We start from the raw sequence: 16,466 nt of genomic DNA on the forward strand, positions 1-16,466 counted from the left end.
TCCGTTGGCGCATGCCACGCGCGCGCGGCCAAGGGGAGGATCGGGGCGGTAAACGCCACGTTCCGCGCGGTGGAGACGGACGGGATCGGCACGGCTTCCGCGGGGTATACTTCAGGAACAACGCCAAGCCGCTCGCATTGCGTGCGGCGATGACCGGTTCCCCCAACTCGCGAACGCCCATGCACGCCTCGTTGCGCACGGCCGCCTTCATGCTCGCCAGCGCCCTTCTCCCGACCATTGCGAAGGGGCAGGACGCCGGTGCCTCCACCGAACCGAAGCGGGTTCGATGGTCGGGCAACTTCACTCCAGTCCAGGTGCGCTCGTCGAACGTCGCCATGCGCTCGCAGTCGCGCATCTACGGCACGGTGTCGCTTGTCTCGCTCCCCGACAACAAGGATCGCGCCCAGGTGCGCATCAACTTCACCAGCCAGTCGGGCGCCAACTCCTACACCGCGCAGTGGGCGCTCGTGCAGGGGCGGTGTGGGTCGGGGAGCCTTCCCATGGCGGCCATCGACATCTTTCCCATCATCGAGGTAGGCGGCGACGGACGCGCGCAACTCGACACCGAGCTTTCGCTCACCCTCCCCGAGAGCGGGGAGTACCACGTCAACGTCTACGTGGGTGGGCAGGAGCTGAGCAACGTCATCACCTGCGCGAACCTCAAGCGCTGACGAGCGCGCGCTGCCGCCGCATGCCGCGCGGTTGTCCAGGCGCCTAACGCGAAGGGCGCGTCCCCCGCTGGGAGACGCGCCCTTCGTTGTCCTGCCGGTGCTGCGGTGCGCTACTTCTCGATCTTCATCGTCGTCCCGGTGCGCAGCTTGCGACGCATCGCTGCGATGTCCTCACGCGCCACGCCCAACGCCTGGTCGAGCGCGCGCCCGAACTCCTCGCCCACGTACTTGTCGGGGAGGCCCACACCACCAAAGGTGTAGATCGGGAGGCGGAGGATTTCGAGTTCCTTCGCCGGCACCGGAAGGTGGCGCAACGTCCCCGCCTGGAGGCGGTCGGTGCGCCGTGCATCGTACAGTTCGATGCCGCTGGTGTTGAATAGCTCCACCTGCCGCTCGTAGTTGAGCTTCGTGATCAGCGACGCCGCCCCGTCGGCCGCGGTGGCCGCCGGGAGGTTGCCGCGTCCCACGCGGGTCTTGTTGATGAGCGTCGCCGCCTTGGCGAGATCGCCATTGCTGCGAATGAGCCCCTCGGCCCACAGCAGGTCGTTCTCGGCGCCCAGGATGAGCGGCGCCGGCCCTTCACCCGACGTCGGTGACGTGCGGGCGTGAAAGCGATAGCGCTTGTGCGAGTACGGGCTCTGCATGAAGAGGCCACGTGCCGGGTCGCCGATCACGGCGCCGTGGTACTGGAAATCGCTGGCGAAACGCGCGTCGGCCGACGTTCCGGCGGGCGGCATCGTCCCCGTGTACTTCGACGGCGAGTTGGGGTCCATGACGTTGATCAACCGCATGTCGACGCGCAGCCACGTCGGCTCGTTGTTGTAGTACACGAACAGCGAGCACCAGTTGTTGCAGTCATCGCCCACGACGTTGATGTCGATCGGAGTCCCGGTGGTGCCGGTGATCCCCTTCTCGGCGTACGACACGACCTTGGCCCAGTTCACCGTCGCGTTGTCCGCCGCGGTGCGCGGCGTGTAGGCGAGGAGGCGGGCCGCCATCGTGTTCGAGAGGCGGTTCAGGATCGACGAGCTCAGCACGCCGGCCGACAGCGGCAGGACGGTGGGCTCGTACGTGTAGCTGGTTCCGTTCAGCGACGCGATCAGCGCGTCCCACTTTGCCAGCGCGGTGGTGGCGACCTCGGTGTACTTCTTGAACGCCGGCGTCTGGCCCGTGGAGGTCTCGTCGACGACGAACGCCTGGTCGAACAGGAGGGCGAGGTCGGTGAGCGAGGCCGCCTGCGAGAAGGCCGCGAGCGCCTTGTACTTCGCTGTCTCGCCGTTGGGTACCTCGACGTTGTTGGCGATGGCGATGAGCACGTCGTTCGCGGCGCCTAACGTCCCGTAGTATCCATCCCACGGGTTCTCGGTCACGGCGCGGTCACCGCCGGCCGAGTTGTTCACGTACGCGGCACGTGGCTCCAGGTTGTTGAAGCGCATGCCGAAATTGCCGAAGTTGGCCGTCCCCATGTCGGCCGTCACCGACATCATGAGCCACGGCTCGACGTCGGTCATGGAGAGGTACCACGAGTTCACCGTGGAAATCGCGATGTTCTTGACGTCTTCCCCGGAGGCCAGCGCGCGCTTGATGTCGGGCTGGTTGGGGTTCGTCACATCGAGGTCCGCGCACGCCCCCGCCGCGAGCAGCGAGGCGACGCCCAGGAACCTCAGGGTCTTGATGTATCGCATCATGTGTTGGGCTCGAGGGTGGCGGATCAGAACTGGAGCTCGATCTGGCCGGTGAACGTGCGGAAGTTCGGGTACCGGAAGCCGTCGATGCGGAAGTTGAAGTCGCCGCCCGCCGTCACTTCAGGATCGAACCCGGTGTACTTCGTCCACGTGAACACGTTGCGACCGATGAACGCCACCTTCGCCCCCTTGATGGTGCGGTTGAGCCCGAACTTCGACAGCAGGTTCGAGTTCAGGTTGTACGCCACCGAGAGTTCGCGCAGACGCGCATACGAACCGTCCTCGACGAAGTGGTCGTTGGCCACGAGGCCGTTGTAGAGCCCGGCCGAGTAGAAGGCCAGCGGACGACGCTCGGACATCGGGCGCCCGGACTGGTCCTGCGTCCCGTGCCGCTCGTCCTGGTACATCCACTGCTTCGTGAAGTTGTAGATGTCGCCGCCCTTCACGCCGTCGAGCAGCGCGTAGAAGGTGAGGCTCTTGTAGCGGAGGTTGTTCGCCCACCCGAAGGTGAAGTCGGGGTTCACGTCGCCAATCACGTGCTGCGTCGCGCCCGCTGCGTTCACGTAGGCAATGGGCGCCTCGGTCGTCTTGCCGAGGTTGGCCGCGCGCACGAGGTAGCCGTCGGAGTTCACGACGTAGTCGGCGGGGTTGGCGCTCGCGTTGGCCGGGTTCTCCTTGAGCTGCTCGAAGCTGCGCACCCACCGGGTGCCATAGATGATCCCCAGCTTCTCGCCGCTCTTGTAGTAGAACACGTCCTGCCCCTGCGCGCCGGTGGCGTTGCGACGGAACGGCGCGGCCTCCATGTGGTCGATCTTCTGCCGCGTGTTGTCGCCGGTGAGCGAGAACGAGTAGGAGAAGGCATCGGTGTCGATGACGCGCGTCTGCAACGACACTTCCCACGTCTGCGCGCTCACGTCGGCCGCGTTTTGCACCTGGCGGAGGAAGCCGCCAGACTGCGCCAGCGACAGCGGCACGGAGAGGAAGGCCCCCTTCGTCAGGCGGTCGGCACGCACCACCTCGAGGTCGAACCGGTCGAGGAACTGCACGTTGAGGCCGTACTCGTTCTCCGTCTGGATCGCCGGCTTGAGGTTCCGGTTGCCCAGTTGCTGCTTGGAAATCTGCCCGCCCGACAGCGAGTACGTCTCGTACTGGTCGGTGAAGTCGGGGCGGAGTCCCGCCGTCCCGCGCGCCGCGCGGATCTTCAGCTCCTGCACGCCAGGCAGCTTGAAGTCCTCGCTGATGCGGTAGGCGCCCGCGATACGGTAGAAGTCCTGCCAGCGCTCGTTGGGCCCGAACAGCGACGACCCGTCACGACGATACAGCGCGTCGATGATGTAGCGATCCTTGAAGTCGAACGCCTGCGCCACCATGTAGTTGATCGTGCGCTGCGTGTTCATCCCCGAGGAAATCGCGTTCTGCGTCGGGTCCAGCGCGTCGAGATCCGGCACCTGCGACACGGTCAGCTTCGACCCCTGCGCGTTGTTGCTGATGTTGTCCAGCGTCTCGCGCAGGTACGTCACGCGAGTCGTCGACAGCAGGTTGTTGAACAGGAGCTTCTTGGTCGTCGCGTTGAACTGGAGGTTCTCGGCCAGGTTGTTGTTCGACCCGTTGCTGAGGAAGCCCGTCGTGGCAACGCCGCCCTCGTTCAGGTAGCCGCGATACTGGTACGTGCGGCTGCGGATGTTCGCGCGGTCGGTCCCGTAGTTGGCATCCAGGTTGAGCCAGCTGAACGGACGATAGCGCAGCGCGAAGGACCCCAGGATGCGCTCACGGCGCAGGCTGTAGTCGTTGTTCTTGAGCCCCCACAGCGGATTGCCGCGCGCGTTCTTCGCCTTCGTGTCCGGAAGGAGCGGGAAGTACGGAACGTCGCTCACCGTCGGGTTCGGGTTCTTGAGGTCGATGTCCGGCGGCGCCTGCAACAGCGCGAACCATCCGTCGGTGCTCGTTGGGTCGTAGTCGTTGTTGTTCAAACCGTACGTGAACGACGCCGAGAAATCGGCCTTCGCGCCTAACGCCTGGTCCACGTTGAGGCGAAGGTTCTGGCGGTGCTGCCCCGACGTGAACGGCAGGATCCCCTGGTTGTGGTCCGTCGTGAACGACGAGTTCAGGTTCGTGCTCCCGCGACGAAGCCCGAGCTGGAAGTTCTGCAGGTAGAACGAGCCATCCTGCAGCCACGTCTCCAACTGGTTGCGCCAGGCATCCGGGCCGGTGGCCGGATACGCGTTGTCGGCAATCCCGTCCGGATCCAGCACGCGCTGACCACCCGTCGTCGTCTGGATCGACCCGTCGGCGTTGAGCGCGAAATTGTGATGCTGGCTGAGCGGGACAAACTTGTACACGCCCGACTGCCCGTACTCCGAGCGCGACGAGAACGAAATCTTGTTGTCCTGGAGGTTCTTGCCGCGCTTGGTCGTGATGTTCACGACGCCGTTGGCCGCGTTCGAGCCGTAGAACGAGGCGGCGGCGGCGCCCTTCAGCACCTCCACGCTCTCGATGTCGTTGGCGTCGATGTCGGCCAGCGAGTTCGTGGTGATCACGCCGTCGACCAGGACGAGCGGGTTGTTGTTCCCGACCGAGAGGTTGGTCGACCCGCGCAAACGGATCGTCGGGGCAGCGCCAGGATTCCCGGTGCCAATCGCGATACGCGCCCCGGAGACCTTCCCCGCAAGCGCCGCCAGCGGCGACGACGCGGGGACCTGCTTGATCTGGTCCTCCGACAGGCGCCCGACCGACATCGCCGTCTTCTTCACCGAGACGGCCTCGGCGACACCCGTCACCACCATTTCCTCGAGGCGGAACGGGTCGGTCTTGAGCTCGAAGTTCTGCGTCTGCGTCCCCGTACTCAGCGTGATCTGCCGGCTGATGGGGGTATACCCGATGAAGCGGGCGGTCAGCGTCACACGCTGCCCGTTGGCCTGCGACTCGGGGATCGAGAACTGGTACACGCCGTTCGTGCCGGACGTCGTCCCGGCGTTGAGCGAGGGGATCAACACGTTGGCGCCAACGATCGGCTGGCCTTCCGTGGTGGTCACCCGCCCGGAGATCGTGGCCGCCTGCGCAAACGCCTGTACCGGGAGCCCAACGAGCAGGGCAACGGCAAAGGCACGCGCCAGAGCGCCCTTCAGGGCTGGCATGCTTCGCATGATGTCTGGAGATACTGGTGTGGGGGGGTAGTGCTTTCCGAACCACCTGCGTTCGCTGTGACAGATCAGCGCGTCCGGTCCTCCTATCCCAAGGGGTGAACGTCCCATCACCTACCCGTTCAGGCAGGGATCAAGACCCGACGAAGCTTGGATGCGGAATTGGCTACGTCAAGAGGAAGGTTGGATATCGTGAAGGGTCTATCCCGCTACCCAACAACGACTTGCACGCGGGTTTGTATACAGTCGCCACCGCGCCCGTTCAGTTTGCGACCGCCCAGCGTCGTCGGCACTTGCACCTTCTTTGTCCCTCCGTGTGGACGGGCCGGCACCACTTTCCTCGCTTCGGCGGCCGGAGAATCAACCGTGGCGACGGCTCGAGGGGACGCGCCGACGAACGCGCTGCCCGCGGAGCAGCGCGCGGTTAGCGCCTGGCGAACGGAGCTTCAGCGAGGCCGCGGGTAGATGAACTCGATCGGGAGCTGCACGACCTGCGGGACACTCACGCCGCGCCGGCGCGCAGGGAGAAAGCGGGCCTGCACGAGCGCCTGGCGCGCCGAGAGCGAGAAGAGCGGATGGGTCGACGCGACCACCCCAAGCGTCTCCGGAACCACCGCCCCCGTGGTATCGACCACGAACTCCGCCAGGACCCGCCCGCTGCGGCGCTCACGATAGAGCGGGATCGGATACTCCGGGGCGAGCGCGCCGTCGGGGAGTGCCACCGCCGTATCGACCTGACTCGCCGTGAAGGCCTCGCCGCGACGTACCAACCCCTCGAGGTCGACCGCGGCGCGTGCATCGACAACGGCGGCAGGATCGGGCGTCCGCTTGCGCGAGCGGAACGGCGACGACCAGATCGCCACCACCCCGCATCGATCCAGGTTGCGAGGACCGGCGAACTCCGCGGGAACGGTCGCCGATCCGGAGTACACCTCTATCCCCTCCACCATCCCCGGATCGATAGACTCGAGGTCGAACTCAGCGGCCGTCGCTGGCATCCCGTCCAGGAATACCAGTGGGGCGCACGGAGAGCCGCGGATCCGGACCGCCTTCTGGATGGAACCGATCGGGCGGATCCTGACGCCGGGAACCTCGCGCAGCAGGTCGGTGAACGAGAACGAGTGCGTGCGTTCGATCCGCTCGCGCGAGATGAAGTGCCCGATCTTGCGGTCGCGACGCTCGTAGAAGCCGGCCAGGCGCGATTCGAATGCGTCGGAGCGCGCCAGGACTGCAATCGGCGCCAGGAGGGTCACCACCTGCACGAGCTGGATCTCGACGTCGGTAAGCCCGCCAGCCGGAACTTCGAGATCCATCACCGTCGGCCGGAAACCCAGGCGCCTGATTCTCAGGCGCGCGCTCCCGACGGCGAGCCCGTGCAGCGCATAGCTCCCATCCTCACCGGATATCGCCCGCTGCTCGCTCCCATCGACGCCCACCTCGGCGCCGGCGATCGCCAGCCCGAGGGTGTCGCGCACATGTCCGCTCACCGCCGCGCCCTGCCCCCACACGGGGGTGGTGTGCACAAGTGGCAGGAGCAGGCAGGCGACGAGCACGCAGCGACCGGTGAACGCGCGAAGCTCATGGCGCTCGCCGAACTGGCGGCGCCACGGGAGCGCAAGCGACCGACGCAAGACGGGAGGAGGGGGACGCATCGTCGTGAGGAGGGGCCTCGCACTCACGATACGTCGGCGAGCGCTGGCGCGATACTCGAAGCTCTCTCACGAATGGTCGCCGGTGCGCTGCCGAATGGCGGGCGCTGCCGCGTGGCGGGGGCGGCCGCGCCGCGCGCACCGCGCCTGTTGCCGCGCGGGTTTAGGGTGCGCCTAGCGCGCGAGACCGATCGCCGCCATCCAACCCGCCAGCCCCGGATACCGCGGGTCGATCCTGGCGAGAGTAAGCGCCGTCGCGCGCGAGCGCTCCAGGTCGCGGGCGAGTCCGTAGGCGAGGGAGAGCTGGTACAGCGCCGCCGTGTTTGTCGGCTCGATGCGCACGGCCTGCTCGAGGAGCGGGATCGCCGCCGGCACGTCCTTGCGCTGCAGCAGCAGTTGGGCGAGCGCCAGCGCTCCCGCGCTCGACGGTTCCAGCTGCAACGCCTGGCGCAGCGCCTGCTCGGCCTCGGCGGTTCGTCCTTCCTGCTGCAGCGCCCCGGCCAGGAGCCGGCGCGGGAACTCGGCCACGGGCTGGTCGCGAACCAGGCCGCGGTACTCCCACGCGGCGGAGTCAGGGAAGGCGCGCCGCCGGTACGCTTCGGCAATCCGCAGTTTGGCTTCCTCCCACCGCACCCCGCCGCGCGAGACCATGAGCGCGAGGCTGTCCAACAGGGAGGCAGGACGATACGTGGCCCGATAGTCCACCTGCCGGGCCGCGGGCACAAAGGGCCAGCGCCCCACGATCGTCTGCACCGTGTGATGCGCAATGCGCTCGTCGAACGGCGTGAGCGCGGCTCCCCGCTGGTAGGCGTCCCACCCCCTGAACCGCGTCCTGTCGGCGCGGTGCCCCAGGAACGATGCCGAATCCAGCGCCTCGAAGAACGCGCGTGCGAGAAGCGTCACGCCGGCGCGCGTCGGGTGCACGTGCTCCAGGAAGAGTCCGCCCCCCGGGAGCCCGCCGCTCGCCTGCTCGAAGCGCTCGGCCACGGGGACGTACGTTGCTCCGCCAGCGCGCGCCGCCGACTGCACCGTCGCCGTGAATGCGCCGGGGGCGCGAAAGCGCACGACGTCGAGATCGCGGGCACGCGGCAACGCCGTCCGTGCCGCCGCGCTGTCGCCTCGCTCGAGCGCCTCGTGCCCGGCGCGGTATGCCGAGTCGGCGGCGCCGTTGGCCGGCGAGGCAAAGGGCGCCTGGTCGCGCACGTTGCTGGCCAGGCTGCCGACAAACACTGGAATGCCGGCCGCGCGGAACGTGGAGAGCACCGCCGCGAGGTTGTCGGCAAACTGCTCGCGCCCACGCGCGTACGTGGGGCTCCCCTCCGGCACCTCGCGATCACGCGCCAACACCTCCATGAATGACGGCGCGGAGTCGGCCGCCGCTGCACCGCCACGCGACAGCAGTCGGCGCAGCGCCATCCCCAGGCGGAACCGCTGGATGGCCAGCGAGGCGCGCGCCAGCCACGGCGCACCTCCTCCGCTCCTCGAGGCCGCCCCCATTACGCCGTAGTACTCGTTGTGTCCGGCGTAGATGAGCACGGCGTCCGGGCGCTGCGCGGCGACCTCGCCGGCAAGGTCGCGCAGGGTGACACTGTTGGTGGCGGCAATGCCGAGGTTGATCACCTCGACCGAATCGGCGGGGAGCACGTCGTGCAACGCGTCGCGCAGCAGGCGCGAGAACGTTCCGTTGCGCGGATAGGGGAAGCCGGCGGTCGTCGATTCCCCCATCACGAAGAGGCGAAAGCCGTTGGCGGGCTTGTCGCGCGCGAAGAACTCGGCGGGGGGCGCGGGGGCGGCCGACGCGGTCGGGAAGTAGCGCTCGCCGATGCGCGGGTTCGCGACGAGGAGCGCGCCGTCGCCGATGAGTGCGGGGACGAAGAGCGGGAGCGCATCCTCCGGGCGCAGCAGGCGCAACGCGCCTTCCACGCCGGCGAGGCACAGGAACGGCGCCAGCACGGTGACGGCGAGGAAGATCCGCCGGCGTCGCGCCGAGAGCGGCGCCGAGCTCGGCGCGCCCGCCGGGCCACCGGTTGCAGCCGACGGAGCCGACGGGCGCGCGGGCTTTCCCTTGCGGCTCAAAAGATCGAGTAGATGAAGGGGGCAAGCGCCGAGCCCTGCGCCGCCATCAGGACCGCCCCCGACGCGAACAGCACGACGAGGAGGGGGAGCAGCCAGAGTTTCTTGCGCTCCCGCATGTAGGCCCACAACTCGCGCATCACCTGCCACATGGCGTACCGCGATCCCGGCCGGGGGGAAAATCGACGCGCCGACCTCGTGCGAGGCCGGCGCGTGCACACTGCGGAGTTACACCTGCGTTGCCTTCTCCGTCACCACGCGCACCTGGTTGTCCACGACCTGCAGGAAGCCGCCTTCCACCTCGAAGCTCCCCCTGGATCCATTGCTCCCCAGGCGCAGCGTCCCCTTCCCCAGGAGCGTCATCATGGGCGCGTGCGAGGTAAGGATCCCCACCTCGCCGTCGAACGCGGGGGCGACGAGCGAATCGACCTCCCCCTCGAACAGCGTGCGCTCCGGCGAGATCACCGAGACCGTGAGCATCGTTAGGCCTTGGCCAGGCGCTCGGCGTTCTTGACGATGTCGTCGGCGCCGCCGCACATGAAGAACGCCTGCTCCGGGTACTGGTCAAACTCGCCGTTGCACAGGCGCTCGAACGAGGAGATGGTCTCGTCCAGCTTCACGTACGCCCCCTTCATCCCCGTGAACTGCTCGGCCACCGCGAACGGCTGCGACATGAAGCGCTGCAGGCGGCGCGCACGACCCACCACCTTCTTGTCGTCCTCGGAGAGCTCGTCCATGCCGAGGATGGCGATGATGTCCTGGAGTTCCTTGTAGCGCTGCAAGATGCGCTGCACTTCGATGGCGACCTTGTAGTGGCGCTCGCCGATGAACTGCGGATCGAGGATGCGCGACGACGAGTCGAGCGGATCGACCGCGGGGTAGATCCCGAGCTCGGTGATCTTGCGGTTGAGCACGACTGTGGCGTCGAGGTGGGCGAAGGCCGTGGCCGGCGCCGGGTCCGTGAGGTCGTCGGCCGGCACGTAGATCGCCTGCACCGAGGTGATCGAGCCGTTGCGCGTCGAGGTGATGCGCTCCTGCAGGTCACCCATCTCGGTGGCCAGCGTGGGCTGGTAGCCCACCGCGCTCGGCATGCGCCCGAGGAGCGCCGAGACTTCCGATCCCGCCTGCGTGAAGCGGAAGATGTTGTCGATGAAGACGAGCACGTCGGCGTTCTCGCGATCGCGGAAGTACTCGGCCACCGTGAGCCCCGAGAGGCCGACGCGAAGGCGTGCACCTGGCGGCTCGTTCATCTGCCCGTAGATGAGGGCAACCGAGTCGAGGATGCCCGCTTCCTTGAACTCGAGGTAGAGGTCGTTCCCCTCACGCGTGCGCTCGCCCACGCCGCAGAAGACCGACTTGCCGCCGTGCCCCTTGGCGACGTTGTTGATCAGTTCCTGGATGACGACCGTCTTTCCCACGCCGGCGCCGCCAAAGAGCCCGATCTTGCCGCCCTTCACGAACGGGGCGATGAGGTCGATGACCTTGATCCCCGTCTCGAAGATCTGCGTCTTGGGTTCGAGGTCGACGAAGTCCGGTCGCTTGCGGTGGATCGGCCAGCGCTCCACCGACGCCGGGATGTCGGCGCCGTTGTCCACCGGCTCGCCGAGGACGTTGAGGATGCGCCCTAACGCGGGAGCGCCGACCGGGACCGAGATCGCGGCGCCGGTATCGATCGCGTCCATGCCGCGCACCACGCCGTCGGTCGTCGACATCGCGACCGCGCGCACCTGGTTGCGCCCGATGTGCTGCTGCACCTCGGCCACGACGCGGATCGGTTCACCCGAATCCGTCTTGCCGCGGATCTCGAGCGCGTTGTACAGCTCGGGGAGGGCGTCGGTATCGAACTCCACGTCGACGACGGGGCCGATGACCTGGACGATCCGACCGACGGTCTGGGGGGCAGCGGGAGCGGACATAGCGCGAGAAGACGAGAGGACGAGAAGACGAGAAGACGAGAAGACGAGAAGACGAGAAGACGAGAAGACGAGGGACGGACGTTCTGTTGCGTTAGGGCGAGGGTGGCGAGTTCAGCACTCTTCCGGGCGTCGGGTCGCGTGAGGTGGCCGCGAGGCGGCGCTCCCGTCCCCCGTCCGCCCTTCTATTCCAGTGCGGCTGCGCCGCCCACGATTTCCGCGATTTCCTGCGTGATTTGCGCCTGACGGGCACGGTTGTACGTGCGGCGATAGACGGAGAGCAGCTCGGTCGCGTTGTCGGTGGCGTTCTTCATGGCCGTGCGCCGGGCGCTGTGCTCGGCGGCGGCGGTTTCAACCAGCGTGCGATAGACCGCGTTGCGCACGTACGACGGGAGCAACTCGGTGAGGATCTCCTCGGCCGAGGGAAAGAGCAGGTAGTCCGGCGCGGCGCCCGTGCGCTTGGGCGGGACGACGGGGAGGACCTGCGCCGTGGTCGGCGGCGTGGAGAGGGCGGACTTGAACTGGGCGTAGACGACGTAGACGGCATCGAGCGATCCGTCGATGAAGCGCGCCATCAGCGCGTCGACGAGCGATGCCGCATCGGCCGACGACGGGCGGTCGCTGATGTCGGTGCGCGCCACCGCCATCGCCTCGCCCACATAGCGGAAGAAGCCGATCCCCTTGCGCCCCGAGACGTGCAGCTCGGTCTCGATCCCCTGGGCACGCAGGCGTTGCAGCTGCGAGCGCGCTTCCTTGATGAGGTTCGAGTTGAAGGCGCCGGCGAGGCCGCGGTTGGAATTGATCAGGATCACCGCCGCCTTGCGCGGCCTCGACGGCTGGCGCAGTAGCGGGAAGCGCTCCGCCAGTTCGGGGGTGTACAGCGACGAGATGACGTCGGACAGCGCGTTCGCGTAGGGACGCGCCGCCTGCACGCGATCCTGCGCGCGCTTCATCTTCGACGTCGACACCATCTCCATGGTGCGCGTGATCTTCCGCGTGTTCTCGGTCGTGCGGATGCGCGCCTTGAGTTCGCGACCTTTGGCCATGGCTTAGAAGACGAGATGACGATGGGACGAGGGAACGAGCGGTACCACTAGCGCGCAACCTTCTGGTAGGCGTCGATCCCCGCCTTCAACGCAGCCTCGGTCTCCTTCGACATCTGCTTCTCCTTCCGGATCGCCTCACCCACCTGCGGGTACTGGGCAGCCATGAACTCGAGGAAGCCGCGCTCGAAGTCGCGCACCTTGGCGACGGCGATGTCGTCGAGGAAGCCGTTCGAGACGGCGTAGATGATCATGACCTGGTGCTCGACCGGCATCGGCGAGTACTGCGGCTGCTTCAGGACTTCCACGGTGCGGGCGCCGCGCTCGAGCTGCTTCTTGGTCGCGGCGTCGAGGTCCGACGCAAAGGCGGCGAAGGCCTCCAGTTCGCGATACTGCGCGAGGTCGAGGCGGAGGCGCCCAGCCACGGAGCGCATCGCCTTGATCTGCGCCGAGCCACCCACGCGCGACACCGAGATGCCGGCGTTGATCGCGGGGCGGATGTTCGCGTAGAACAGGTCGGTCTCGAGGAAGATCTGCCCGTCGGTGATCGAGATGACGTTGGTCGGGATGTACGCCGAGACGTCGCCGGCCTGTGTCTCGATGATCGGGAGCGCGGTGAGCGAGCCACCCGGCTTCTTGATCGTCTTGCCGTCGACCACGCCCGAATCCTCGCGGAGCTTCGCGGCGCGCTCGAGCAGGCGCGAGTGGAGGTAGAAGACGTCGCCCGGGAAGGCTTCGCGTCCCGGCGGGCGGCGAAGGACCAGGGAGAGTTGGCGGTAGGCGGCGGCCTGCTTGGAGAGGTCGTCGTATACGCACAGCGTGGCCTGCCCTTCCTCGTACATGAAGTACTCGGCCATCGCTGCCCCCGTGTAGGGGGCGATGTACTGCATCGGCGCCGGATCCGACGCGGCGGCGACGACGACGATCGTGTAGTCCATCGCGCCGTACTGGCGCAGCTTCTCCACGACCGAGGCGACCGTGGAGGCCTTCTGGCCGATGGCGACGTAGACGCAGGTGACGCCCTGCCCCTTCTGGTTGATGATCGTGTCGATCGCGATGGCGGTCTTGCCGGTGCCGCGGTCGCCGATGATGAGTTCGCGCTGGCCACGCCCGATGGGGATCATGGCGTCGATGGCCTTGATCCCCGTCTGCAGGGGCTCCTTCACCGGCTGCCTAACGATGATGCCGGGGGCCGGCGATTCCACCAGCCGGGTGTACGGCGTGTCGATCGCTCCCTTGCCGTCGATCGGGCGCCCGAGCGCATCGACCACGCGCCCCACCAGGGCCGGCCCCACTGGGACCTCGAGCACGCGCCCGGTGCGTCGGACCTCGTCGCCTTCCTTCAGCTGCAAGTAGTCGCCGAGGATGACGGCGCCGATGTTGTCCTCCTCGAGGTTCAGCGTCAGCCCGGTGACCTTGTTCCCGGTCTCCGACGACGTGATCTCGAGCATCTCGCCCGACATCGCCTTGCGCAGGCCGTAGATGCGGGCGATGCCGTCCTTCACCTCGAGGACGGTCCCCACTTCCTCGACATCGAGCGCATGCAGGTCCGCCGCCTCGATTTCGCGGAGGAGAATGTCCTTGATTTCGCCGGGACGAAGGATGGTATCGGAAGCCATAACGAGATCGGGGGCGTAGAAGGATCGAATTGACTCAGGTACAGCTTGTGAAAATTATCACAAGGCTTGTCGGCATTCAAGCGAATCAGTAACCGCATTTGGGGTCAGAGTCACCGAACCAAATTCTCGGTGACTCTGACCCCAATTTGGCCGGCCCCGATTTGGCGCCCCATTCTGGCTCCAATCTCCCCCCCGCCCTCAGTTCACCCCACCCAGGCGCCCCCGTGGCACCGGACGGCTCCGCGCCTCTGGGCCCCGCGCATTTGGGGTCAGAGTCACCGAACCACATTCTCGGTGACTCTGACCCCAAATTGGCGGACCCCGAATCGGCGCCCAAAACTGGCTCCAATCGTCCCCCCCCCCCCCGCCCCGCCCCCTCAGCTCACCCCGCCCCTGCGCCCCCGCACCGCCGGTCGGCTCCGCATCCGTCCGTGTGCGAATCGCTCGAACAGGTCCACCGTCCGCAGTCGCGCCAGCGACGACGGGCGGATCCCTACTATGCGCTGCGAGGTCGTGCTCAGGTGCGACGACGAGGCAAACCCCAGCACCCGCGCCACATCCCCCACGTCGTAGCCCGGGTTCTTCGACAACTCGGCGGCGGCGGCGAGGCGCACCAGGTCTATCACGCGCTTGAGGTTGGGAACCCCCGCCGCCCCGAATGCCCGCGACAGGTGCTCGCGCGTGACCCCCAGCTCCGCCGCCACCTCGTTCGTGTGGATCGGACGCCCGGCGTGCCCCACCAGCACTCGCCACGAGTCGAGCCGCAGCGGCGTGTCCACCCGCAGCGATTCTGGCGGGACGGCCAGCGCATTCGCGAAGCGGGACGTGAACGCCCTCGGCGTCACCAGCTCCCGCAGCACGTGGTCGTCCACCCCCTCCACCAGCACCTCCGCGAAGTCGTACGCCGCGGCGCGCGCAGCAAGAGCGGCGTCGTTGGCCCGGAGCGGCGTGAGGGCAAAGAAGGGGGCACTCGGGAACTCGCGCGCCATGTCGACGGCAAGCATCACGTCCTCGGTCGCCCCCGCGAGATCGACGATGGCGGCGTCGACGAGCGAGGTACGGAAGCCGCGCTCAAACTCGCGAATGTTCCGCGCCAGCGTGAGTCGCGTGCGCCGGCGCGGGAAGGCGTCCTTCACCACCGCGCGCGCACGGTCGCGCGTGGCGAGTACGACGACGGCCAGGGGGACGACACTCTTCACGCGCGCTTCCGCCGGCGACATGTGGGTCAGGAAGCGGCTGGAGGGATGACGGAATCGTCGGCGGAATGCGTCTCGGCGACGATGCGCTCGTATGCCCGCTTGAGGACAGCGCGCGCATTCTCGTACGACACCAGCTCCGTGGCGCGATCGATCGGCTCCCACCGACAGGCCGTGATCCCCTCGTCGCGCTGGGGGAAGGTGACCGCGGTTGCCGACTCCATCAGGTAGAAGTGGCAGACCTTGTGGATCAACCGCCCGCGAAAGCGGAAGTACCAGTCGATGGTCTCGATCTCCCCGCGCAGGCGCAGGTCGGGGAGTCCGGTCTCCTCGGCAACCTCGCGCATCGCCGCGGTGTCGGCCGATTCACCTGGCTCCAGGTGCCCCTTGGGAAAGCCCCAGTTGCGATACGAGTCGCGAATAATGAGGAAGAGTGGGCGCCCATCCTCGATGCGCACGACCACTCCTCCCGCCGAGACCTCCTCGCGCGCCCGTCCTCCCCCTGCGGCCATGAGTCAGGGCACCTTGACTGGCTCGCTCTCGAGCTCGGGGCGTCCCTCGACGAACTGGCGCACGATGGGATCGGCCGAGTTGCGGATCTCGTCGACCGTCCCCACCTGGCGCACCCTCCCTTCGTACAGCATCGCGATCTTGCTCCCCACGTGATAGGCGCTGCGCATGTCGTGCGTGATCACGATGCTGGTGACGCCCAGCTTCTCGCGCATGCGCACCATCAACTCGTCGATGACTGCACTCGTCACCGGGTCGAGGCCCGTGGTCGGTTCATCGTAGAGGATGTACTTGGGACGCAGGGCAATGGCGCGCGCGAGTCCCACGCGCTTGCGCATCCCACCGGAGAGCTCGGCCGGGTACCGGTCCTGCACGTTAGGCAGATCGACCAGTTCGAGCACTTCCTGCACGCGCTCGCCGATTTCCCTTGGCGCGAGGAGTCCCTGCTTGCGCAGCCCCATCGCCACGTTTTCGCCGATGGTGAGAGAGTCGAAGAGCGCGGCGAACTGGAAGACGTAGCCGATCTTCGAGCGCAGGGCATACAGGTCGCGTCGCGACAGCTTCGGGACCTCGAGTCCATCGACGAAGACCGTGCCATCGTCCGGCTCGAGGAGTCCGACGATGTGCTTGATCGCGACCGACTTTCCGCTCCCCGAGTAGCCGATGATGACCATCGTCTCTCCCTCGGCCACGTCGAGCGAGAAGCCCTGGAGGACTTTCTTGGGGCCGAAGGACTTGTAGACGTTCTGGAGGGAAATCACTTAGGGGCAGAAGACGAGAAGACGAGAAGACGAGAAGCCTGCCCCAGCGAAGGCTGGGGACGAGACGCGGCGACGGGGGCACAATCGCAATCAACAGCATGAATGTGAGCTGCGAAAGGGGAGCATCGTCATGCGGTGCGTCGTGGCGTGCGAGTAAGTGCGCGCTCATGCGCGAATGGTGCGCGCGGGGGGATGGGGAGAAACGA

The 16,466-nt window shown here is 67.2% G+C and carries 13 protein-coding genes; 1 reads left to right on the plus strand and 12 read right to left on the minus strand.

Annotated elements, in window-relative coordinates:
• Positions 1 to 149: 149 nt before the first annotated feature.
• On the plus strand, positions 150 to 671 hold the full coding sequence (locus tag IT359_07710) for a hypothetical protein (GenBank protein ID MCC6928861.1): 522 nt from the start codon (positions 150 to 152) through the stop codon (positions 669 to 671).
• Positions 672 to 781: 110 nt separating this feature from the next.
• On the opposite strand, the gene IT359_07715 is transcribed toward IT359_07710, so the two are convergent.
• From IT359_07715 to IT359_07770, 12 genes are all read right to left on the minus strand, one after another.
• Positions 782 to 2,359, minus strand: a complete 1,578-nt coding sequence (locus tag IT359_07715; GenBank protein MCC6928862.1) for a hypothetical protein — start codon at positions 2,357 to 2,359, stop codon at positions 782 to 784.
• A gap of 23 nt (positions 2,360 to 2,382) precedes the next feature.
• Complete coding sequence (locus IT359_07720) at positions 2,383 to 5,490, minus strand: SusC/RagA family TonB-linked outer membrane protein (GenBank protein MCC6928863.1); 3,108 nt, start codon at positions 5,488 to 5,490, stop codon at positions 2,383 to 2,385.
• Positions 5,491 to 5,942: 452 nt separating this feature from the next.
• Positions 5,943 to 7,127 (minus strand): TonB family protein, encoded by a 1,185-nt coding sequence (locus IT359_07725; protein ID MCC6928864.1) that lies wholly within the window; start codon positions 7,125 to 7,127, stop codon positions 5,943 to 5,945.
• A 192-nt stretch (positions 7,128 to 7,319) separates the two neighbouring features.
• The gene (locus IT359_07730; GenBank protein MCC6928865.1) at positions 7,320 to 9,221 is read right to left on the minus strand and encodes a hypothetical protein; all 1,902 of its coding nucleotides are present in this window, start codon (positions 9,219 to 9,221) and stop codon (positions 7,320 to 7,322) included.
• Positions 9,218 to 9,370 (minus strand): hypothetical protein, encoded by a 153-nt coding sequence (locus IT359_07735; GenBank protein ID MCC6928866.1) that lies wholly within the window; start codon positions 9,368 to 9,370, stop codon positions 9,218 to 9,220. Before IT359_07735 ends, IT359_07730 begins: the two co-directional genes overlap by 4 nt.
• Positions 9,371 to 9,446: 76 nt before the next feature.
• Positions 9,447 to 9,698 (minus strand): ATP synthase F1 subunit epsilon, encoded by a 252-nt coding sequence (atpC, locus tag IT359_07740; GenBank protein ID MCC6928867.1) that lies wholly within the window; start codon positions 9,696 to 9,698, stop codon positions 9,447 to 9,449.
• A gap of 2 nt (positions 9,699 to 9,700) precedes the next feature.
• A complete protein-coding gene (gene atpD, locus IT359_07745; GenBank protein ID MCC6928868.1) occupies positions 9,701 to 11,134 on the minus strand; it encodes a F0F1 ATP synthase subunit beta in 1,434 nt (477 codons plus the stop codon).
• A gap of 182 nt (positions 11,135 to 11,316) precedes the next feature.
• Entirely contained in the window at positions 11,317 to 12,177 is an 861-nt protein-coding gene (atpG, locus tag IT359_07750) for an ATP synthase F1 subunit gamma (GenBank protein MCC6928869.1), read from the minus strand.
• 47 nt (positions 12,178 to 12,224) lie between these two features.
• Positions 12,225 to 13,793: a F0F1 ATP synthase subunit alpha gene (locus IT359_07755; GenBank protein ID MCC6928870.1), complete on the minus strand. Its 1,569-nt coding sequence runs from the start codon at positions 13,791 to 13,793 to the stop codon at positions 12,225 to 12,227.
• A 377-nt stretch (positions 13,794 to 14,170) separates the two neighbouring features.
• Positions 14,171 to 15,013 carry a helix-turn-helix transcriptional regulator gene (locus IT359_07760; GenBank protein ID MCC6928871.1) on the minus strand — a complete coding sequence of 281 codons (843 nt, stop codon included), beginning with the start codon at positions 15,011 to 15,013 and terminating at the stop codon, positions 14,171 to 14,173.
• A gap of 5 nt (positions 15,014 to 15,018) precedes the next feature.
• A complete protein-coding gene (locus IT359_07765) occupies positions 15,019 to 15,501 on the minus strand; it encodes an NUDIX hydrolase (GenBank protein MCC6928872.1) in 483 nt (160 codons plus the stop codon).
• A gap of 3 nt (positions 15,502 to 15,504) precedes the next feature.
• Entirely contained in the window at positions 15,505 to 16,260 is a 756-nt protein-coding gene (locus IT359_07770) for an ABC transporter ATP-binding protein (GenBank protein ID MCC6928873.1), read from the minus strand.
• Positions 16,261 to 16,466: the final 206 nt, after the last annotated feature.

This window comes from Gemmatimonadaceae bacterium (genome assembly GCA_020852815.1).
Classification (GTDB): Bacteria; Gemmatimonadota; Gemmatimonadetes; order Gemmatimonadales; family Gemmatimonadaceae; genus SCN-70-22.